The sequence below is a fragment of the Acinetobacter chengduensis genome, from assembly GCF_003664645.1.
Lineage (GTDB): Bacteria > Pseudomonadota > Gammaproteobacteria > Pseudomonadales > Moraxellaceae > Acinetobacter > Acinetobacter chengduensis.
This window is the reverse complement of sequence record NZ_RCHC01000002.1, coordinates 300,472-323,284: the sequence shown is the minus strand read 5'-3', so window position 1 is coordinate 323,284 and position 22,813 is coordinate 300,472. Positions and strand designations below refer to the sequence as shown.

Genomic DNA, 22,813 nt, shown 5'->3' with positions numbered 1-22,813 from the left:
CGCATGACAATCTGTAAAAAGCGCAACAAAATGCCAGTATGATCAACTGGCATTTTTTGTATCTAGAACAACATTAAATCCATACGCACAAATGGCCTTAACTCATGAGGTAAAGCATCAATGTCATCTTGCACATAAAATGCGTACTGAATAGGCACTAAAAAGCCAGTACATACAGTACTGACTTTTTATGTAAGGTGTAACCATGAAAATACATGGCTTCCCATAAATAGATACAGATTATGCTTTTAATTTACGACGGTACAATGCCAAGCCCATTAAAGCAAATACACCTAAAATACCCATAGAGCCACCACCACTTGATGAGGTATTGGTATTTTTAGCCGCATTTTTAAGGGTAATTATTGCTTCATTAGACTGCATACCTTCCGAATCAAATACTGTATATTTCACTGGATAATCAAATTGGCTGAGATTATTTTTCACAGAAAACTCAATATTTCCACCGTAACATGTATCACGGGCATAAGCGTCTGGACATGGCCCACTAAATTCTGCTTTAAAGTTTAATCCTGCCGGCATTGCTTCAAATTTAATTGCAGTATTTTGGCTAAGTGCATTTTGGAACCAAACTTTTTTACCTGCGGGTACACTATTTTCAGGACCATCGCCATGATCGTGGTCATTTTCCAACGGATTCACTATAACCGTCAAATTATTACCACTACCAATGCTATATTCATCCGATACTGCAACGGGTGCAATATTAACAAAGGTCGATTTTAAAATCCCTGAAGATGTAAGTGCTGAATTTTCTTTATCCGTCAACGTATATGAGCAATAACCCACAACACCTGGAGCAGTGACTGCACCGCTTGTACGGTATAAAACAACCTGCTTCAAACTTGCATTCCACTCACACACCAAATCTGAATCAGCGCCAGTATTCACAACAGTAGGGATACCATTGTTGACTAAAAGGTCTGTACCTAAACCAAGTGTTTTTACACTGACGTTATAATGGTCCATATCCAAGCGTTTTAATAACTGATTACCTGTCGAATCTGCCACTTTTTGGCTAGCCAGCGCAAGTTTAAATGGATCGAAATAAATCGCACGATATTTCAAATTGGCCTTTAAGTTATTTAAATACGGTTCCGTTTCAGATAAATCATCTTGGTTCGCGATTTTGTATTGCTTAAAGTCTGGATCATCAATATCTTTTTTCAGTTGATCAACAATTTTTTGATAGTAATCAACCAAGGTAACTAAAGATGTATTTTTGAGATCTTGCACATCCGCTGCGGTTAAGCTCATGACTTCAACAGAGCCAATCTCACATAAATTACGTTGCTCAGGTGTAAGTAACAAAGTCGCATCTATGACACGTTCAATTCCACGTTGATCAGATGATACGGTACTAAATGTATTACAGTTAATCGCAGAAACATCAAATAAATCATTACCCGTTGAATATCGCTTAGGATAATACAGTGGCAAGAAAACGTTATATGCAGATGCTGGCATGAGATTCGATAAAATATTCGACATTGCTGTATGACTGACATCGATATTTTTATAGTCATTCACAGCTTCGTCTAATGCTGACTTTGGTAAGTCACATTTTTCAGCATTAAGTTCTAGTGCATTATTAAAGGCAATAAAACTTAATACATCATCTGGTTTTGCATTGTTCAAAAAGCGACATGACTTAGAATTTGCAATATTTTTACCATTATAAGCAAAGACATTAAATCCTAATTGTTTGGTGCCATTTTTGTCATAATACAAACCCGTATATGCATCATTTTCAACAATGGTATTGTTGGCAAGAATGATATTTGAATACTGACTGAGTAAGTTATTGCCTTCAGAAATCGCTTTAATCACACTTCCGTTGCTTGGGCTCGCAGTATTTTGTGCAATAGTATTGGTGGATATTGTTGCACTGACATTTCCACAAAAGTCTAAAATACTCTGGTTATCGCTAGCACCATTTTTAACAATACTACTTTGCAACAAGCTAATTACAGGCTTACTATCGCTCATATTGCTCACACAGTCCATGGCCAATACACTACCTTTAGTAGCTTTATTGCCTTCTAATAATGAACTGTTAATGGTTAATGTTTTTTCACCATTTTGTGCTAAAACATAGATTGCTCCTCCAGCCTGTGTTGCTGTTGAATCTAGAATTGCACTTCGGTTTAAAGACAAATTACCACCAGAGAAAATTGCGCCCCCTAGGTCTGCTTTACCACCTTTTAATCCAACATCTGTTAAATCTAAATTTGCAAAAGTTTGGGCTGTATTAAAAATACGATTTGAACCATTCCCCACAATGAACGTTTTTAGATCTTCATACGCTGGATAAGCATCTGTCAGGGCATTGCGCTTATCAAAGTTATAGCGCGTTGCACCTTTAACATTGACCGCAGATTCAGGCTTTAATTCTCCGCGGGTAAGCTTATATGTCCCTTCTTTAAGCTGGATAATATCAACTTGGGTTGAATTGGTATCACCTGCACTACAACCACCAAAAGCTACATTTTTATGCGCCGCAATAATTGCTTCACGTAGAGAACAATTATTTAAATTTTCACCGTTCTCATCTTCAAATGTATTCACTTCAATGATTTTTTCTTCGGCTGCCATCAATGACATCGCAGAAAGAACCATGATCGCTAACAATCCTTTTTTATAATTTTTCATGGCAATTCCCTTCTTATTTTTTTAGACGGCGTAAACCCACAAGCCCAAGTAACCCAATCAATCCATAGAAGCCAAATGCACCGCCCGAGGTTTTGACTGACTTACTTTCCAAATCATTATCTGGTTCTTGGTAAATACGGACTTCTGCAGAAATGTACTTATTGGCGGGGTTATAACGTGTAGAAGATGTCACAACTTGGAGCTCAAAAATATCTGCACCATGCCATGCGCCATCTGGAATATATTCCAAATCACCATTCAAATTAAGTGTGGTTTTGCCTTTAGATACTGTTTGAGTTTGCTTAATCACCAAGCATCCATCTTGCCATGCACTGCCTGTTGGGTTTTTACCCACAACTGCATCACACTGTTCTTTTGGAATTAAATCGCTGTCGCCTAAGTGTTGTAGGATATTAAATTTAGCGGTTTGACCCGGCTTAATATCTTCACCAATACGTGGAATGCTGGATGGAATAATAATCTCCACAGCACCACGATCACACCATAAGTTATTAGTTTCACGCGCCTTATCACGCTGATCAGTGCTTTCACAACTAACAAATTGCTCATTACCATTCGCTTCTGTCTGACCTTTATTTAAAATTGGTCCAGAAAAAATATCTGCAAAGCTGATTAAAATACGTGGGCGTAAATAACCCAAAAATGCATTATTTGGCACACTATATGGGCACAATAATGAATTGGTATCTTCGTTGAGGTTCTTACAAACACCCTCGTCGTCACCCGCAATTAAAGCATTTTGTGTCCATACCGTATTATTATTTGCAACAGGAGCCGTTGGACACTCTGCGCTAAGTAAGTTGTTATAAATAACACTCTTATCCGTGCTTTGATCTATAACTTTACAGTTCTCAGACCCGCCTGTATGACCATTACCCAATAAAATACTGTTGGCAATATAACCCTGCCCTTGTTGTACATCCAGTAAAACACCGCCACCATTTTTAATAATGGTTAAGTTATTTAAGCCAATACCATCTTTAAGATTAAGTGCAAATCCTGAATTTTTAAAAAATGTAGAACTCGTAACTAAATGATCGCGCGCAGGGAAAATAAGTGCTGCTGCATTGGCTAATGGCTTTTCGGTATACAATGTCACATCACCTGTATTGCCTTTAAATACCGATGATGCGATCCAGAAATTTGGTGCAACACTATAAATTGCGGCCCCATTATTGGCTTGGTTATTTTCAAATAACGTATTATAAGACTGAACTACACTGCCTAAGCTCGAGCTTTCATCTGAAAAACCGACATTATAAATCGCGCCGCCTTTATCCGCACGACCACCTTTAAGCGACACGCTTTGTAGCGTTAATTTCTCATTATTGTAAATAATACCGCCCAAACTCGCACAGACACTCGTTCCACAGCCTTCAAATGAAACTTCTTGAAGATTCACTGTAATTTGGGATTTATCGTCATTGTCGATATGGAAAATTTGGTCTTTGCCTTCCATTTGAATGGTGGCATTGTTCAACCCAACTGCAACTGACTGATTTTCTGTACTGTCATAGGTGGTTTTAAGCGTTAGACCCGCTTTAATATCAATACGGCTTTTTAATTTATAGGTTGCTTGTTTTTCTAGCAAAATAATGGATACGGCACCCTCTCCACCACAACCGTGATAGCCTTCTTTTGGTAAGCCTGCATTAATATATTGTATTGCTTCACGTAGAGAACAAACACTATCATCTACATCGTTATCATCAGTCGTTGTTACTGCAATTTCAGCACTATACGCGTGCCCGGCAAAACACAGTAAACCCATGACTATGCTCCGTTTGAGCATCACATTCTCCTTGATTTTTTTTTATCTTTTTATGTTTCGCTGTTCGTTCCTGACAGCTACATAGTATTTTTGTGTACTTTGTCACAGCTAGAGCAATTACTCAAGTTTTTTATCAATTAACGGTATTCATCAATCAAGGCATAAATTTGACGCAAATTTGCGTGACTAATTTTTAGTTTTTCGCCTTTAAGTAGCTGAATAAGTTGCTCAAGCGTTTGTAATAATACAGAGGTTTGATGTGGCCCTTGCAAAAGTAAATAATCAATAATTTGCGGGTCAATGTGAATACCCCGACGGCTCAGGACTGAAGTGACTAAAGCATGTCGATCTGCAAATAAACTACCATTGGGTACTTTTACACTCACCGCTTGCGTTAAACGTGACTGTAAGTCGGGCAATTCTAGTTTAAGTTCAATAGGCGCAAAGCGTGATGAAAACACCAACTGCCCACCACCTTCATTATTATAATTAATTAAATGAAATACTGCTTTTTGCCAATGTGGCACACCACTAATCGCTTCAATATCATCTAAAGCCACTAAATCATAACGATCAAGTGATGTAATAGCTTCAGTTGGTGCATCCAAGAGTTCTAACAAAGAGACTTGAATAGCTGTTTTACCTATTTCAAGATAAGAATCACAAATGGCAGAGAGTAAATGGCTCTTGCCAGAACCTGCCCCACCGTAGACATAAAAGCGATTCATTAAACCTGCGTGTAGCTGTCGAACCGCATCAATGACATGCCCCCAACTCGGCCCTGAAAAATCACTAATTCTGGCATCGAGTTGAGGTTCTATATCTAATTGCAATTGACGCATATTATTCAGCAGGCCTTATCTATCTTTATTTTCTGGTACTTCAATCTTACTCGAATTTTCAGCGTCTTGCAGTGAATTTAGCGCGCCGTCTTTCAATTCAATATCAATGTTGGCTTGATCTGTTTCAATACTAATTGAACCAACACCATGGGTATTCACATGCGCTGTTGCACCATACATAGTGCTACGCTCATACGTCTCACGTGCATGACGTAATAACACCACTATAACAGCAGCAACAGGGAGTGCGATGAGCATGCCAAGAAAGCCTGCTAGCTGTGCGCCAGCCAAAACTGCAAAGACAACAGCAACTGGGGATAAACCAATTTTATCGCCTAACAGGAAAGGTTGTAGAATATAACCTTCGACCGCCTGACCAATTAAGAACACCACCAATACCAGTACCAGTTGCATCCAGTCCATGCCAAATTGGAAGAATGTTGCAATAACGGCGGCAATAATACCTACAGCAAAACCCAAGTAAGGAATAATACTCGCCAGACCTGCGATCATGCCAATAATTAAACCGACTTCTAAACCAATGACCTGTAGCCCAACTGCATAGACCACCCCAAGCAAAAACATCACCAAGAACTGACCTTTTACAAAGGCGCCTAATACGCTGTGGCATTCACCTACAATCGTCATGGTGCTGGCTTCATATTGGCGAGGAATTAAGCGACGCATACGCTCTAACATTGGCTCCCAATCCAGTAAAAAATAAAATGCAATCACTGGAATGAGCACAACTGTGCCACCAATCTGAATAAAGTTGAGACCAGACTGTGCAACCTTCATTAACATGGCTTGAATGCTGTCTGCGCTGTAATTTGTTTGGATATATTCCATGATTGCAGCAGACATTTGTTCCGTGTCAATTTCCATAGGCACTAAATTAAATGTATGCGACAGCCATGGCAGAAAGGTATAATTAATCCAATGAATATTTGCAGGAATATTTGTTTTTGCATACATTAACTGTTGCCAAATCAGTGGGATTAAATACCACATAGCAATCGTCAATGCGACACCAATACCCACAAAAACCACGCTAATCGATAACCAACGTGGCAAGCCAATTCGATGTAGTTTATTCACCAAAGGACTGAATAAATAGGCGATCAAAAAAGCGCCTACAAAAGGAATCACGACAGGTTTGAGTAGATACAGAACCCAAAGAATAAGTGCAATGCCAGCCAGAATAAAAATGCGGCGCAAGGTGCGATCGCCCATAAAACTCACCTTTATGTCAGTGTAATCGTTATAAAAGAGAAATATTTTAATAAAGATAGCATTTTAGAGCATAAATAACATAAGAGTTTCGTTTATTCAGGTTATAATCGCCGCGCGAATGCGGAGACTTCATTATGAGCAACTCAACTTCTACCCCAAACACTGGTTTAAGCTACAAAGATGCAGGTGTCGACATTGAAGCGGGCGACGCGTTAGTCGATCGTATCAAATCAGTCGCTAAGCGTACGAAACGTCCTGAGGTTATGGGCGGCCTCGGTGGCTTTGGCGCACTTTGTAAAATTCCCAAAGGTTATGAAGAACCTGTCCTCGTATCCGGCACAGATGGTGTTGGTACTAAATTACGTTTAGCATTAAATTTGAACCGTCATGACACGATTGGTCAAGATTTGGTTGCAATGTGCGTAAACGATCTTTTGGTTTGTGGTGCTGAACCATTATTCTTCCTCGACTACTATGCAACAGGTCACTTAAATGTAGACGTAGCTGCTAATGTCGTGACAGGTATTGGCGCAGGTTGTGAACTTGCAGGCTGCGCGCTTGTAGGTGGCGAAACTGCTGAAATGCCAGGTATGTATGAAGGCGAAGACTATGACCTAGCAGGTTTCTGTGTGGGTGTGGTTGAACAAAGCAAAATTATTGATGGCTCTAAAGTTAAAGCTGGCGATGTGTTAGTAGGTGTTGCATCAAGTGGCGCACACTCTAATGGCTACTCTTTACTTCGTAAAATTTTAGACGTTAAAAATGTTGATATGACTCAAATCGTTGATGGTCGCCCACTTGCTGATACAGCAATGGAACCAACACGTATTTATGTCAAACCAATTTTAGAATTGCTTAAGCAAGTTGATGTCCATGCAATGGCACACATCACAGGTGGCGGTTTACCAGGTAATTTACCTCGTGTACTTCCTAACGGTGCGCAAGCTGTCGTTAATGAAGCATCTTGGGAATGGCCAGAATTGTTTAAACTACTTCAAAAAGAAGGCGGTGTTGAACAATTCGAAATGTATCGTACATTTAACTGTGGCGTAGGTATGGTCTTGGTTGTTGATGCTGCAGACGCAGACAAAACTGTTGAATTGCTCAATGGTCTTGGCGAAAAAGCATTCGCAATGGGTCATATTGCAGACAATGCTGAATCAGTTGAAGGCGCTGACGAAAAAATCCGTGTGATTTTTGCATAAGCCCATCCAATGATTAAAATTGCTGTTCTTGTTTCAGGAAGTGGCTCTAATCTTCAAGCCTTAATTGATGCAAATCTATCTGGGCAAATTGTTGGGGTCATTTCAAATAAACCTGAAGCATTTGCACTACAACGTGCAAAAAATGCAGGCATTGCAACTGCAGTCATTGAGCATAAACAATTTCCAAACCGCGAAGCATTTGACAATGTGATGCATCAACAACTGCTTGATTGGAATGTTGACTTAGTCATTCTCGCAGGCTTTATGCGGATTCTAAGTGCTCCGTTTGTACAAGCATGGGAAGGTAAGATGATTAACATCCACCCTTCTTTATTGCCCAACTATAAAGGTATGCATACACATCAGCGTGTACTTCATACTGGCGATACTTTGCATGGCTGTACAGTGCATTATGTCACGGCAGAACTCGATGCAGGCCAAGCGCTGGCGCAAGGCGTGCTCAAAGTAAATGTGCATGATACTGCTGACAGTTTAGCGAATCGTGTCCATGTATTAGAACATCTCATCTACCCTCAGGTAGCTGAATGGATTTGTACTGGCACTATTCAACATAGCGAAAATGGCGTGTTGTTCCGTGGGAACCCGATGACTGAAGCAGTTCAATTCTGCAAATTCTAAGCTATCGATCAGATATAAAAAAACGCATCTTTGGATGCGTTTTTTTATTGTGCTACATATTAGTTTTGTGAATTCGTGGTTGAGACCAACTGCTTAAGCAAAGTGGCCACTTCAAGAGGTCGTTCTAATGGAAACATGTGCCCTCCTTCGGTCATACGAAGTGGTATAGCAAATTTCTTGCTTACCTGCTGCGGGAACTTATGTTGCAAAAATGGACTACCTTTAGGTACAAGTAGCTGTGCGGGGACTTTAGTCTTGGGCTGTGGTAGCCAATACCATGACGGATTGGTATTGAACATTTTGACTTCATCATATTTTGAAATCGAAAGCTCTACTCCACCGCGAATACGGTCGTCAGTCAACGCATAGTCAATGTAATGTTGGAAACACTCAGGATCAAAATCTTTATAGAATCCCTTTACCCCCAAAGAGGTCGCCGCCTGTTCACGTGACTCCCAATGATCTCGACGGTTCTTTGATAATCCCGCAGGTGAAAGCTTATCAAGCAGTTTGAGCTTTAAAGTTTTCACAACATGCAACATCAACGATGCTGTACCCGTTACAAATGGCGGATCCATTAATATCAGCTGTGAAAATAATTCAGGACGTTGCTGTGCTGCTTTAAACGTCAGCACAGCACCCAAGGAATGTCCAATACCAATCACTGGACGACCTTTGGCTTGCCTTACAATACTATCTATGACTTGTTGTGTGAGACTGTGCCAATGATTATCAATTGGATAACGTCTATCTGGTCCCAACAGGGGCACATAAATCACATCAAAATCATCTTCAAGTGCTTGAAAAAGCTTGGTGTACACTTGAGCAGGTACACCATTGGCATGTGCGAAATGAATAATCGGCTTCATTGTAATTTAGCACTGCCCTCAGTCTGTACTTGCTGACTTAAAGACGCTGCAAAACCTTGTCCAATTGAAGCACCCATACGACCTAAAATTGAGTCGAATGGGCTGTATTCAACAGTATAGTTCACTGTTTTATCCGTTTTTAATTCGCGTTTTAAGCTTTGAATACTGCCTGTACGGTCTGCAATACCCAATTTAACCGCTTGTTCACCCGTCCAGAACAAACCAGAGAAAATTGCAGGATCTGTAGATTTGAGCTTTTTACCACGGCCTTGTTTAACTGCATTAATAAAATGATCGTGCACATTATCTAACACACCTTGTACATGTGCTTTTTGTGCAGGGTCTACAGGTTGAGTCATCGAAAGTAAGGCTTTGTTTTCACCCGATGTCATCGTGCGATCTTCTACACCTAGCTTTTGCATCAATTGATTAACACCATAATTTGGCATAATCACACCAATTGAGCCCACTAAGCTTGACGGATTGACAATAATTTCATCTGCAGCAGAAGCGATATAATATGCACCTGAAGCACCCGTATCACCAATTACAGCATAGAGTTTTTTGTCTTTGTGCTGTTGTTTTAGATACTGAATTTCCTGCCAAATTTCATCAGACTGTACAGGTGAACCACCTGGCGAGTTAATATTTAAAACCACAGCTTTGCTTTGTTTGTTATCAAAGGCACGCTTCAATGAACGGATAGTATCTGAGCTATTTACACTTTGTTTATCTGCGGCAATCGTACCAACAATATCTACAACCGCAATATGTGAGCCTGAAGCAGTTGCATCACTTGAAGTTGAACTTGCAGTACTGCAGCCCTTGCCTAAAGCAACCAATACAAAAAGGATGTAAGCAAAGGTCAAAAATTTAAAGAAAATGCCCCAACGACGTGTGCGACGTTGTTCTTCAACTGATGCCAAAACAGCTTTTTCTAAGATTTTCCATTCATTGCCTGTCGGCTGATGTACGTTATTTGTTGATGTTGTCTTCTGAATTTCACTTTCAGGCTTTGGTGGCCAATCGGACATAAAAAATCCAATATACAATTATAATGTTATCCCATTATATACATGTAAATGGTGAAAACTGTCTATACCACTCAATTTCGCCTATAATTAATTTAATTTTTCTCTATTTGAAATAATCCAATAAAACATGAATGATCAAAGCCCTCATAACGCCACCCACAGTGCATTGAGTTTTATCAGTCGTATGCCGATTCAATTCTCGCGTTTTTTTGCTCGTGGATTAGCAGCATTGGTCAATACTTTCAAAATTTCAAAGACTTCTGCAACAATTCGCCTCAATTTAAATATTGCACTTCCAGAACTGGATCAAGCAACACGTGAAAAAATTACACAACAAGCAATTCGCAATGAGCTAAGTTCATATTTTGAATTTTTTAGTATTTGGGGTTCATCTGCTGAAAAAAATTTAGCACGTATCAATAAAGTATACGGCGAATCATTATTTCACGACATTATGGCTGAAAATAAAGGCCTCGTGCTGGTTGTTCCACATTTTGGTACATGGGAAATTATGAATGCTTGGTTTGCCCAGCATACCAAAATGACGATTATGTACAAACCAGTTAAAAATGAAACCGCAGACCAATTTGTACGTAATGCCCGTAGCCGAGAAAAAGCCACTTTGGTTCCAACAGATGAATCAGGGGTACGTCAAATTTTTAAAGCACTGAAGCAAGGTGGTACAACCGTTATTCTTCCCGATCATACGCCAAATGTTGGCGGTGATATGATTGAATATTTTGGCTTGCCATTGGCCACAAGCAACCTCAGCGCCAAACTTATTCAAAAAACTAAATGTGGTGCATTATTCGTTTATGCCATACGTAATGAAAATGGGCTTTTCGATCTGTACATTGAAAAACTTGATGTGCGCATATATGAAGGCTCAGCTAATGATGGCTCAGGTGTTATTTTCTCCGCTTTAGAAGATTTAATTCGTCGCTATCCTGAGCATTATCACTGGAGCTACAAACGCTTTAAGGCAAATCCTGCTTTAGAAGATATTTACAATTTACCCCCTGAACAAGCGATTGAAATTGTACAAACCTTGCGTAAAGAGACTATAAATGCCAAGCAAGTGGCTTTTGCTCAGCTAAATACCTCAGAGGCATAAAACTTGGGCTCACATATCGAAATCAATGATTTAACCATTGCCATTGATCTCGATATGCCATGACCTGAATACGGCCATCTTTGGCTTTAAATTCTATACTGCCCTTCTCGGCCGTACTCAGAAGTGGGATATTTAAGGCCTTCAGTCTTGCCAGTGTTTCTTTACTTGGGTGTCCATAACGATTCCATTTTCCTGCTGAAGCAATCGCCAGTTTAGGCTGGTAATGCCGTAAAAAATCAAATGATGAACTGTGTCGACTGCCATGATGCCCCAGTACCAATACATCAACCTGTAAATTTGGGTAGGCGTTTAAAAGTTCATATTCTGTTTGCCAGCCTGCATCCCCCATCAATAAATATGTTTGATAAGGCATTGCATTGGCCAATCGAATATAAAGTACACATGAATTTTCATTACGCTGTGCGCCTGCTCTCACCGCTTGTATATTATTCGGTGAAAGCACTTCTATACGCACATTCTCCCATTGCCAGACTTGTCCCCTTTGACAATATTCAAATTGTGTTCCCGCAGGTACATCTACATGCTCACTGGCATATAAATTTTTTACTACCAACTGATCTTGTATAGAAAAATATGCGCCGCTGTGATCTTGATCTAAATGCGTCAACAGCAATTGATCTATGCTTGACACACCTTGTCGTGACAAAAACGGCAAAATAATATTTTTACCAATACTAAATTTTTGCTCATCATAATAGCCCCCTGTATCGACCATCATGCTGTGCTTTCCTTCACGCAATAAGATAGATTGCCCTTGCCCCACATCCAATACCGTTAATTGAAAGGGCTGTGGCATATAAGCCTTCAAACAAATTGCCACTAAACCTAAGAATAGCCATGCTTTCGGTACAACACCTTCTGGAAGATACAAAATACAAATACATAGGCTTAGCAGTAAAAGCATCGCAGGATTTAAAGCAATATTTAATAATTGTGGATTGAGTACATGGTCAATTGCATCAAATAAGCTTAAAAGCAGGCTTAAACACAGGTCATTGAATTGGAAGAGCACAGATGCGACGGCTGGTGCAAAAAAATCAACGAACGCAGCCAGTACATCTAAAGGCACAACCACCAAACCTAAAGTTGGAATCGCTATTAAATTACTCAAAGGTGCAATCCAAGCCACTTGCTTAAAAAACAGCGCCATCATGGGAAAAAGTGCAATAAAAATTTTCCATTGGGATGTGATGAGCAAATGCAGAGATAAACGTAGTTTTGTCCAAACAGATGCATGCGCTTCAAGCGCTTGCTGATGTTGCCAAAGGGTTTGATAAATTCTGAGTAAAATAAAACACGCGCCATAAGACAACCAAAAAGCGGCCGATAAAATACTAAAAGGATCAAATAACAATAATATGGTTGCGCTATAAACTAATAATTTTAAGGCATGAATTTTTAGGCGCAAAAGCAACATGCCACTAGCAACAACCGTCATAATCAAGGTTCGCATAGCAGGAATTTCAAAACCCACAAAAGCACAGTACACAAATACACAGCCAATAAATGGCCAAATCAAAATAAATTGGCGTGGTATTTTCAAATACAGTCGTGGTGCAAACCTTCGTATAAAACGCGTGATCATCCAACAGATTAACACTGCAAAAATTAAGACATGTGGCCCAGATATGGCCAACAAATGACTGATGCCAAAACGCTGAAATTGATCAACAGTTGCAACATCTAATAAACTTTTGTCACCAGTCAATAAGGCCAATAACAATCCCTTATGCGCTAAGGGCAAATGCAATATTTTGACTCTAAATGCCAAGCGTTGCTTTTCAGTCCACAAACGAAACTGCTGTATTGACGTATGCTGTTGATACCAAATATCAGCATAGCCCAATGCTTTAATCTGAACTTCATCTAAAGCTACTGCATGTTTAACTCTAAAAGTCGCCTGAATATTTTGCTGGAGCAACCATTTTTCTTGATCAAACACACCAGCCGTTGCATAGGTATGCGCTGGTTTTAACTGCCCTTCAATTTGATAATACTTGCCTAATTCCAGCTCCAAGTCTGAAGTCGACACGGCCTTGGTTTTAGCTAAGTAAAGTAAATATTGTATAGGTTGGCGAGCGGTATTTAAGACCTGTACTCTTTGCTGAATACTGTTTTCACTATATTGATTTAAGGCATGAACATAGACCACTACACTCGTACTTTCAGGCTGATGTACGGTGTACTGTAAACGTTGCTTCAGCTGTTGATTGGCATAGGCAAAGCCCAAATAACTACCTAAACACAAAACTAGTCCTGCGCTGAGTGTTTTAACGAATAAGTGTTGTTGAGTTAACAACTTGCTCGTGATGACGATGAACACAAAGCTCAGTAAGGCCATTGCCGTACCCAGTAGCGAGTCAAATCCTGTTTTTCCCATCCACGCTGTGCCAAAAATCCAGCCCAAGCAAAAACAAAGCAACATATTTTTTATTCTAGTATTTTATTCTTGCCGGCAATAATAAAGCCCACCGAGGTGAGCTTCAATTCATAGCGGAATATTCCAATAATATGTTTACAGACTACGCACTTAAATAATGCTTATTGATCGACCCAAACACCATCTTGCATGTGTAAAACAGCATCTGCAGATTTAGCCAATTGCTCGTCATGCGTCACAATCAGCATGGCCATATTAAATTCCTGACGTAATTCGGACAGTAACTCAAAAATTTTCACCGCCGTTTTACGGTCAAGGTTACCCGTCGGCTCATCGGCCATCATGAGTTTGGGTTTGGTTACTAAAGCACGAGCTAAAGCCACACGCTGACGCTCACCACCCGACAATTCACCTGGTTTATGTGTTAAACGATGTGACAAACCGACACGCTCAAGCAAATATTCTGCTTGTTGGTTTACTTCTTTAAAATTGGTACCTTTTCGCAGCATCAATGGCATCGCTACATTTTCTAGCGCGCTAAATTCAGGCAATAGATGATGAAACTGGTACACAAAACCTAAGTGTTCATTACGGATATAACCGCGCTCAGCTTCACCTAGATTGTCAAAACGACGCCCCTGTACAAACACTTCCCCCATAGTTGGGCGATCTAAGCCACCCAAAACATGGAGCAATGTACTTTTACCTGAGCCACTCGAACCAACAATCGAAATAAACTCGCCTGTTTTAACCTGAAGCGACAAGTTACGGATCACATCAACAGTTGTTTTACCATCGGTAAATGACTTACTAATGTTTTTGGCATCTAAAACCACATTACTCATAACGCAATGCCTCCGCAGGTTGAATTTTAGCTGCACGCATTGCAGGGTAAATCGTCGCTAAGAAGCTCAACAATAATGACAACACCACGATCAGACCTACATCTTGCCATCTTAAATATGAGGGTAAATAGTTAATAAAATACGCATCAAACATGTGTAAGCCTAATGCCGTATTTAACCAACCAACAAAACCACTAATTCCAGAGGCTGCAATTATGCCTAAAATTGCGCCAGACACCGTACCAATTACCCCAATAATAGTGCCTTGAACCATAAAGATTCGTGTAATAGTGCGTGGTGAAGCACCTAAAGTCCGTAAAATCGCAATATCAGATTTTTTATCTGTAACAACCATTACCAATGAAGAGACAATGTTAAACGCTGCGACCAAAACAATAAGGAACAGTAATAAGCTCACCATTGCTTTTTCCATTTGGATCGCACTAAACAAATTCCCGTGGGTATACGTCCAATCCGATGCATAGAAGTTTGCTGGCAACTCACGCACAATTTCTTGTGAAACTTGTGGCGCCATAAAAATGTCGTCCAACTTCATTCGAATACCTTGTGCACCATCTGGTAAACGCAATAAAGTAGAGGCGTCATTTAAGGCAATATAGCCCATCATCGAATCAACTTCGGCCCCAATACTAAAAATACCCACCACTTTAAAGCGTTTAAAGCGCGGTACAACCCCAGCTGGTGAAGGTGTTGCTTCAGGCAGTACCAAAGTAATACTGTCGTTTAAGCCTAGACCTAAAGCGTCAGTCATTTGCTTGCCAAGGACAATACCAAACTCACCTTGCTTAAGATTATCTAAGCTACCAGCGATCATGTGATCTTGGATAATTGAGACTTTTTTCTCATACTTTGGTTCAATACCATTGACCATAATGCCAGCAACTTGGCCTTGTGCTGTTAACATTCCTTGCAACTGCGTAAAAGGTGCGACACCTTGTACATGGGAATGATGCTCAATTTTCTTTGCAAGATCGGGCCAATTTGTTAAAATTTGTGTTGATGAAACAGTGGCTTGAGGTATCATTCCTAAAACACGGTTTTTCAACTCACGGTCAAACCCATTCATTACGGAAAGGACCGTAATGAGCACAGCCACACCTAACGTGAGGCCGATCATAGAAACCAAAGCAATAAAAGAAATGAAGTGGTTACTGCGCCGTGCGCGAGTGTACCTCAACCCAATATATAGCGAGATCGGTTTAAACATAACCATCTAGTCCGAGGTAATTTAATTATGGAAAATGTACAGCATCAAAGCGGTTCAACGGAACGTCGCGTAATGTCTCGTATCGATGCTGCCTTGCGAATCAACTATCAGATTATTTCTGATGATGTTGCGCTAAATGATCCTTACGATCCTAATTTTATCTTGCCACGCTATTTTCTACTACTTGCAGAGCTAGATCAATTTGATCATGCGCTCAACTACGAATTAGAACAATTAGCTGAAAAAGATCAACAAATTTCTCGAATATTATCCTTATTCAACCAAAAGTTAAACCTGATTACGGGCTCTTTGTACGATGCAATTGTACAAAGCATGTTACCAGTGCCTGAGCATGTGAACTTTTCAGAAACAGGTTTAAGCTTTTTTAGCGATAGCCCAATCAGTGAAGGTACATATTTACATATGACACTCAGTCATCCTGAAAACTTCTTTCACATTGCAGCTACAGCACATGTGGTCTATAGTCGCCAAGAAGAAAATGGAAAATACCGCACGGGTGCATACTTTATTACCTTACACCCGCAAGACCGTGTCAAAATTGCTGAATGTGTAGAAATGACACAAAGTAAAAGCTAAATATTTTAGCTTTTCAGGTTACGGGTGAGCATTCGACTCGCCCTAAAATCTTTATAAAAATAAACACATAACCCTAAAATCAATACCCCTGCACCGCATAACACCATCAATGTTAATTTTTCATTATTGAATACTGCACCCACTACTATTGCCAGCATTGGGGTCATGACTGTCGTTAAAGACAGTGTGGTCGCTTTAATATTTTGCACCAATTTAAAATAGCAAAACATCGCAATCAGCGAAGCCATAATCACAGCATAGAGCAAAGCTAATATGGATTTAGTCGAAGGTAGGTTGCTTGGTAAATCAGCCCAAATAAACGGCACCATACACAATGCAACCAAGGCAGAAACTAAAATAGAGCCCGTTGCTTGTGCCATAGGTGCTAAGGGCGCATTGACCTTTTTTACCCAAAATATGGACGCACAATAAATCAGCACGCTCATCAGCATGAGTAAAATGCCCGTAAGCTGTACATGCTGACCACTGCCTCCCATACAAATGATGCCTAGCCCAGCCACCGCTATACACATCCCCAGCCATTGCAAACGATGTAAATGTATCCGAAAGACGAAATGGCCTATTAGCCCTGTAATAATAGGTGCTAAACCAAACATTAAAGCAATAATGCCCGAACTAAGATAACCCGTTGCAATGTAGGTAAATATTTGCGAACCAATAAAACTGCATGAACCAGCAATATAACTATGTATAGACTGTACGTCATAAGGTAGTGCTTGACGCATTAAGAGCAATAAAATGCCTGCCAATGGCAAAGCCAAGAAAAAACGAAGTGCCAATGCCCAATACAGGTTGATATCAGCCACACTCCAGACAATCGCCAAAGGTGTCGTGGCCCAAATGATAATCAACAGTATATAAGTAGACATTAAATTGAGTTTAGAAGGCATCTGCTTATACCGAGGTTTTACGTTTTTGTTTCATAATAGTTTGATCTAAACTACTGGAAAACTCACGTTTGTCTCGCTCAGAAATTGGTGGTGGGCCTCCTGTTTGTACTCCAGCACCACGTAAGGTATCCATAAAATCCCGCAAATGCAGACGCGCCTTCACATTGGCTGAAGTATAAATTTCACCACGTGGATGAATTGCGATACCGCCCTTTTCGATCACTTGTGCTGCTAATGGAATATCTTGTGTGACCACAATATCATTAGGCTGCATTCGATCAACAATTTCCTGATCGGCAGCATCTGCCCCATGCATCACTTGAATAGAATTAATTCGAATTGATGGGCGAATTCCAACATTTTGATTGGCAACAAAAGTGACTTCGAGTTGATAGCGGTCAGATGCGCGAAGAATCACATCTCTCAGAATTCGAGGTAATGCATCCGCATCTACCCAAAGTTTAAATGGCAACACCAAAACTCTTCCAACGCAAAATACAAGTAGCTAGTGTAGCAAATAAGCATGACAACACCATGTTATGATCCTTCCATTTAGCACATAGATTTCAAATCAAGATGCATATTTACATATATAAAATGAATAACAGAATGCGAAAAATGGTAGATATTGCTAATCTTCTTGTACCTAATTCATATTTTTTGGGAAAATTAAAAAAAATTGCATGATTTGAGCGTGATTTTTCATCCCTTGACTTGAAAATTCAAAATAACCCTCGATTAAATATATAGATAACAACCCAGCATCAATTGTGAATATGAAAAATCAAAATAGACCAGAAATTATCACCATTGAAGACCATAACTTCGGTAGTCATATTGAACATTGGTCTCTGCTGACAGATCAACCTGCCTCAGACGTACCAAAATGGTTAGGCCAAGCGCTTGATCAGCCTATTATGCCTATGGGACTTTGCAAGGCAGAATGCGATATGGATGCAAGCACGTGGTTGATTCAAGGTCCCAACAAAGCATCCGTCCAACTTTCCCAAGTGATTGCTGTAGAAAATAATAAACCCAAAGCGGTTAAAACTGCATTTCCATGCTTCGACAGCCCGTATAAAGTCACGGCTAAAGTCGAGCGTATTATCCGTTGTACTACCAACACACAAGCAGTGTTACAACTCAATGTTGGCGGTAATAGCGTAGTCTATGCGTTTGATAGCTTATATAGCGTCAATTATGCACAGTATGAAAAGGCACAAAGCTATGCAGTGCAGTTAAATGCATGGGCCTATCAATTAGAAGCGGTTGCAGAACACGAGCAATTAGTGGTGGATGATCCTGCCTCAATTAAGCATCACCGCGCCTTAAATGATATTTTGACACAGCATAATGGTGTTGCCCCAGAAAACCTACAAGAGTTACTTGATGCTTGGGAACCTCAATCTGAAGATGACAAAGCGCCTGTAACTGTTAATTTCTCTAAAATGGTGGCTTACCTATACGGCGAAACACTCGGCCAAGAAGATGAAGCTTGGTTCCAAGGGAGTATTGTAGGTAAAACTGAAATGCAATTTATGGAACAAACCTACACGCTCTATGATGTTACGCTGATTCATGATGAAAACCAGCCAGCGACTCTAATGCGAATTGCTACGCGTGATGCGAAGTTTAAAGACTTTCAAATTGGGCAATTCATCCGTGGGAATGTTTGGTTACAAGCTAATATTTATGCTAAAGCTTAATTTTTGGCTCAAGCCTAAACGGCAATAAATAAATATCTAATGATCCCTGCCTTATGCAGGGATTTTTATCTTAAATTAAAACAATTTCTTATGTGAAATCTAATTCATTATTCATCCCGTTTATTATGAAGCGTTTTACATAGACTTTAAATGCAATTCATTACTCAAGATTTGGGGTTAATGACTGCTTTTAGACTTTGTTTTTAAATCCACTTATTTACATTTTAAAATGTTAAAAACACTCACCAATAAATCATCGAGCGACAGAAATATAATCAACACATTGCTCTAAGACATACATATTAGACTGAAAATATCTTGCTTCGCGTAGATCACTCTACATGCTCAAGCACAATAAAATCATTATGTTATTTAATTGAGATTAGTACTTTATTTAATCAAATTTTTATGATAAAAATGCTAACTAGAAATAGGAATTAACGATAAATAGATCGGAAAATAAATATCTATGAAAATCGTGCAAGAAGAAAATATTCAGAGCGTCGAACACCAACTGAATTCTCGATACCAGATCGATGGAATGTCATGTCTATTTTTTGCATTAGGCATGCTGATGTGCGCATTTATTTTGCATACATTTATTCTTTGAATTCCAAGCAAATACAAAAAAGCCCATCAATTTGATGGGCTTTTTTCTTTACAGATATTATGCATTACGTTTTGCAAAATCATCCATAAAGTCAACTAAAGCTTGTACGCCTTCAAGCGGTACAGCATTGTAGATGCTCGCACGCATACCACCAACTGAACGGTGACCAGCTAAATTAAGTAAATGATTTGCTTCAGCTTCTTTCAAGAACTGTTTTTCAAGCTCTGGTTTAGCCAAAGTAAATGGCACATTCATAATTGAGCGGTTTTGTTTTGCAATTGGGTTTGCATAAAAGTCGCTTGAATCAATGTAGTTATACAGCAATTCAGCTTTTGCAAGATTAGCTTTATGAATTGCCTCTACACCACCTTGCGCAAGTAACCATTCAAATACTAGACCAGACAAGTACCATGCATATGTTGAAGGCGTATTCACCATAGAATCATTTTTAGCTTGAGCAGAATATTTCAAAATGCTTGGAATTTCAGCTTTTGCTTGATCCAATAAATCATCACGAACAATGACAATGGTTAAACCCGCTGGACCAATATTCTTTTGCGCACCTGCGTAAATTAGACCAAACTTCGACACATCAATTGGCGCAGACAAAATACTTGAAGATAAATCTGCAACCAACGGTTTATCTGTTTCTGGAATGCTAGCAAATTGGATACCACCAATCGTTTCATTGTCTGCATAATGTACATAAGCCGCATCTGCAGATAAATTCCATTCGCTTTGGTCTTTAATTGCAAGTTTACCGTCTACAGTTGTACCCGCTTCAACAACGTTAATGTCGCCATAGCGCTGAGCTTCTTTGAGTGCTTTTTCAGACCAAATACCAGTATGGATATAATCAGCTTTGCTGTTTTTACCCAATAGGTTTAGTGGAATTGCAGAAAACTGCAGTGATGCCCCACCTTGTAAGAACAATACTTTGTAGTTCTCTGGAATATTCATGAGCTTGCGTAAGTCTGCTTCTGCTTTTTCAGCAACAGCAACATAGTCCGCACTACGGTGGCTCATTTCCATGATCGAAAGACCTTTGCCTTGCCAATCGAGCATCTCAGCTTGGGCTTTTTCTAAAACGGCAGTAGGTAATGCAGCAGGACCAGCACAGAAGTTGTACGCGCGCATGATTTTTCCTTTCAAAGTGAAACACAATAAAATGATGGCATTTAACCACAGATAGCCTGTGCTTGCAGTAAATTAAGTTGAAAAAATTTCAATGCTGTCGGACATTTAAAGCTAAAACTTCAATAAGGTGCTGATCTTTGTGTGAGTTTTTCTATTTATACTTCCAGAGCTATAAAGGCAAGATCATTAAAAATCTGTGCCATATTTAATTTTATTTACTCTCTTGCTCAAACACCTACCCAACTTTAAATATATTAAAATTGCCATCAACTTAGATTCCCTCTCATTCAGGAGCACAGAATTTTTCCTTAAGCTTCACACTGTTGTGATTTAAGTTTTCAGCATATACTCAAAATAAATATAGCATCAGCATACGAAACTGACTTAAAAAAAAATGATGTACATGCGGTGCAAATGAAGCTGTTCTTTGTTTTATACTGCAGTTGAAATACGGAGAATCGATTGAATGTTAAAATATTTCGTACATTTCAATAGTGCAGATCTATTACTCAATAAAATGATAAAAATGAATAGAGCAACAAAAAGTACAATGTTGGCTTGTGCCTTTTTAGCCAGTCCATTATGCACAGCGCAAAGTATTAGCTTTCAACAAGCCGAAATTGATTTACTCAACAACTCCTATAGCAACCAAGCCAATATAGCCTTACAGCAAGCCTCACAGTTAGAAGCCGAAGCGATTAAAGGAATTGGCTTACCTCGCGTGGATTTAAACGTCCGTGCATACGCATTTCATAATGAGCTTGACGTACCTTTGGGGGCAGTTAAAAACAACCTTGAACAATCCCTTACCAATGGTTTAAATAACAAAATTGATGAGTTTAATTTAGGTGCAATTGCAGACCCGCTCAAAGAAAGCTTAAAGCAACCGATTCATGACGGTGTGGGTTTGATTCCAGATGCATCACAAGTGGTCTTGGATGATCAAGTGATTCGGCCTACTGTCTCTGTCATGATGCCTATATATACTGGAGGCTTAACTCAGAGTGCTAAAGATGTTGCCAAAATAAAAGCACAGCGCAGTGAATTAACCACTCAGCAACAACAAGATACCCAGCGCTTTGAGTTAATCCAAGCCTACTTTAATGCTCAATTACAAAAACAATTATTGGCCAGCAGTCAATCTAATCTGAGTGCCATGCAACTACACTACCAGAATGCACTTAAATTAGAAAACCAAGGCTTTATTAGTAAAGGTCAGCGCATGCAATTTGAAGTTGCGCAAAATAATGCGGCCCGTTCCGTCAATAATAGCCAAGCACAGTACCAAGCCAGCTTATTTAAGCTAAATAACCTTTTGCACCATACGCAAATTAACGATTTAAGCACACCATTATTTATTAATGCGCAACCACAACCTGCACTACAACAATGGCTAGATAGTTTTGCAAATCAATCCACACTCATTCAAAAAATGCAAATGGACACCGCGCTGGCGAATGCCAATGTGAAAGTTCAACAAGCAAGCAAAAAGCCTAATGTATTTGCCTTTGGTGAATATAGTTTAGATAGCAATCAAAACTGGATTGTGGGCGTAGGTGCCAAATACAACCTTTTTTCAGGCATTGATAAAAACAAAAATGTGCAGGCAGCCGAATTACAACGCTATGCATCTGAACTATTAACAGCACGCACCAAGCAAGAAATTGAAAATACAATTTTTAGCGCATATAGCGAAGTACAAACTGCACAGCAAAGTGATGCACTTCTTAAGCAAAATCTAAAAGCTGCCCAAGAAAATCTACGTATACAGCAATTATCATTTAAGGAAGATATGGGCACCGCAACCCAAGTGATTGATGCACAAAACACCCTCAATGGCCTAAAAGCTGAAACTGCCTTGAATGCGTTTAAATATGTCATGTCATTGGCAACATTATTACAAAGCCACGGCTCGATACAGCAGTTTCAAAGCTTTATAAATCAGCCCAATACGCACTACATTCGTTAAATTCACAT

The 22,813-nt window shown here is 39.5% G+C and carries 18 protein-coding genes; 6 read left to right on the top strand and 12 right to left on the bottom strand.

What is annotated here, in order from left to right:
- Window positions 1–240: 240 nt before the first annotated feature.
- The 4 genes from D9K81_RS03075 to cxpE all read right to left on the bottom strand — a co-directional run bounded on the left by D9K81_RS03075 (window position 241) and on the right by cxpE (window position 6,540).
- Entirely contained in the window at window positions 241–2,673 is a 2,433-nt protein-coding gene (locus D9K81_RS03075; RefSeq protein ID WP_120374497.1) for a CSLREA domain-containing protein, read from the bottom strand.
- Between the two features lie 13 nt (window positions 2,674–2,686).
- Window positions 2,687–4,486, bottom strand: a complete 1,800-nt coding sequence (gene rbtA / locus D9K81_RS03070) for a rhombotarget A (protein ID WP_120374496.1) — start codon at window positions 4,484–4,486, stop codon at window positions 2,687–2,689.
- Between the two features lie 116 nt (window positions 4,487–4,602).
- On the bottom strand, window positions 4,603–5,307 hold the full coding sequence (hda, locus tag D9K81_RS03065) for a DnaA regulatory inactivator Hda (RefSeq protein WP_120374495.1): 705 nt from the start codon (window positions 5,305–5,307) through the stop codon (window positions 4,603–4,605).
- Between the two features lie 15 nt (window positions 5,308–5,322).
- A complete protein-coding gene (cxpE, locus tag D9K81_RS03060; protein ID WP_120374494.1) occupies window positions 5,323–6,540 on the bottom strand; it encodes a chloramphenicol efflux transporter CxpE in 1,218 nt (405 codons plus the stop codon).
- A 134-nt stretch (window positions 6,541–6,674) separates the two neighbouring features.
- Between cxpE and purM the strand changes: the two genes are divergently transcribed.
- Window positions 6,675–7,745: a phosphoribosylformylglycinamidine cyclo-ligase gene (gene purM / locus D9K81_RS03055; protein ID WP_120374493.1), complete on the top strand. Its 1,071-nt coding sequence runs from the start codon at window positions 6,675–6,677 to the stop codon at window positions 7,743–7,745.
- Window positions 7,746–7,754: 9 nt separating this feature from the next.
- Window positions 7,755–8,384 (top strand): phosphoribosylglycinamide formyltransferase, encoded by a 630-nt coding sequence (purN, locus tag D9K81_RS03050; protein WP_120374492.1) that lies wholly within the window; start codon window positions 7,755–7,757, stop codon window positions 8,382–8,384.
- Window positions 8,385–8,443: 59 nt separating this feature from the next.
- Here purN and D9K81_RS03045 read toward each other — a convergent pair whose 3' ends face one another.
- Both D9K81_RS03045 and sppA read right to left on the bottom strand, forming a co-directional pair.
- Window positions 8,444–9,253, bottom strand: a complete 810-nt coding sequence (locus D9K81_RS03045) for an alpha/beta fold hydrolase (protein ID WP_120374491.1) — start codon at window positions 9,251–9,253, stop codon at window positions 8,444–8,446.
- Complete coding sequence (sppA, locus tag D9K81_RS03040) at window positions 9,250–10,287, bottom strand: signal peptide peptidase SppA (protein ID WP_120374490.1); 1,038 nt, start codon at window positions 10,285–10,287, stop codon at window positions 9,250–9,252. The genes D9K81_RS03045 and sppA overlap by 4 nt, the downstream gene beginning before the upstream one ends.
- A gap of 127 nt (window positions 10,288–10,414) precedes the next feature.
- On the opposite strand from sppA, the gene D9K81_RS03035 reads away from it, so the two are divergent.
- The gene (locus D9K81_RS03035; protein WP_120374489.1) at window positions 10,415–11,401 is read left to right on the top strand and encodes a lysophospholipid acyltransferase family protein; all 987 of its coding nucleotides are present in this window, start codon (window positions 10,415–10,417) and stop codon (window positions 11,399–11,401) included.
- A 22-nt stretch (window positions 11,402–11,423) separates the two neighbouring features.
- Here D9K81_RS03035 and D9K81_RS03030 read toward each other — a convergent pair whose 3' ends face one another.
- The 3 genes from D9K81_RS03030 to D9K81_RS03020 form a co-directional block, all read right to left on the bottom strand.
- On the bottom strand, window positions 11,424–13,847 hold the full coding sequence (locus tag D9K81_RS03030) for a DNA internalization-related competence protein ComEC/Rec2 (protein ID WP_120374488.1): 2,424 nt from the start codon (window positions 13,845–13,847) through the stop codon (window positions 11,424–11,426).
- Window positions 13,848–13,963: 116 nt separating this feature from the next.
- Window positions 13,964–14,647, bottom strand: coding sequence for a lipoprotein-releasing ABC transporter ATP-binding protein LolD (gene lolD / locus D9K81_RS03025; protein ID WP_120374487.1), 684 nt, complete (start codon window positions 14,645–14,647; stop codon window positions 13,964–13,966).
- Window positions 14,640–15,875: a lipoprotein-releasing ABC transporter permease subunit gene (locus D9K81_RS03020; protein ID WP_120374578.1), complete on the bottom strand. Its 1,236-nt coding sequence runs from the start codon at window positions 15,873–15,875 to the stop codon at window positions 14,640–14,642. The genes lolD and D9K81_RS03020 overlap by 8 nt, the downstream gene beginning before the upstream one ends.
- A 27-nt stretch (window positions 15,876–15,902) precedes the next feature.
- On the opposite strand from D9K81_RS03020, the gene D9K81_RS03015 reads away from it, so the two are divergent.
- Window positions 15,903–16,472 (top strand): PilZ domain-containing protein, encoded by a 570-nt coding sequence (locus D9K81_RS03015; RefSeq protein ID WP_120374486.1) that lies wholly within the window; start codon window positions 15,903–15,905, stop codon window positions 16,470–16,472.
- Between the two features lie 5 nt (window positions 16,473–16,477).
- On the opposite strand, the gene D9K81_RS03010 is transcribed toward D9K81_RS03015, so the two are convergent.
- Window positions 16,478–17,383, bottom strand: a complete 906-nt coding sequence (locus D9K81_RS03010; RefSeq protein ID WP_120374485.1) for a DMT family transporter — start codon at window positions 17,381–17,383, stop codon at window positions 16,478–16,480.
- A 4-nt stretch (window positions 17,384–17,387) separates the two neighbouring features.
- Complete coding sequence (locus D9K81_RS03005) at window positions 17,388–17,858, bottom strand: YaiI/YqxD family protein (protein ID WP_120374484.1); 471 nt, start codon at window positions 17,856–17,858, stop codon at window positions 17,388–17,390.
- Between the two features lie 301 nt (window positions 17,859–18,159).
- Between D9K81_RS03005 and D9K81_RS03000 the strand changes: the two genes are divergently transcribed.
- Window positions 18,160–19,089, top strand: a complete 930-nt coding sequence (locus D9K81_RS03000) for a hypothetical protein (protein ID WP_120374483.1) — start codon at window positions 18,160–18,162, stop codon at window positions 19,087–19,089.
- Between the two features lie 667 nt (window positions 19,090–19,756).
- On the opposite strand, the gene serC is transcribed toward D9K81_RS03000, so the two are convergent.
- Window positions 19,757–20,836, bottom strand: a complete 1,080-nt coding sequence (gene serC, locus D9K81_RS02995; RefSeq protein WP_120374482.1) for a 3-phosphoserine/phosphohydroxythreonine transaminase — start codon at window positions 20,834–20,836, stop codon at window positions 19,757–19,759.
- Window positions 20,837–21,386: 550 nt separating this feature from the next.
- Here serC and D9K81_RS02990 point away from each other — a divergent pair.
- On the top strand, window positions 21,387–22,805 hold the full coding sequence (locus D9K81_RS02990) for a TolC family protein (RefSeq protein ID WP_227601972.1): 1,419 nt from the start codon (window positions 21,387–21,389) through the stop codon (window positions 22,803–22,805).
- Window positions 22,806–22,813: the final 8 nt, after the last annotated feature.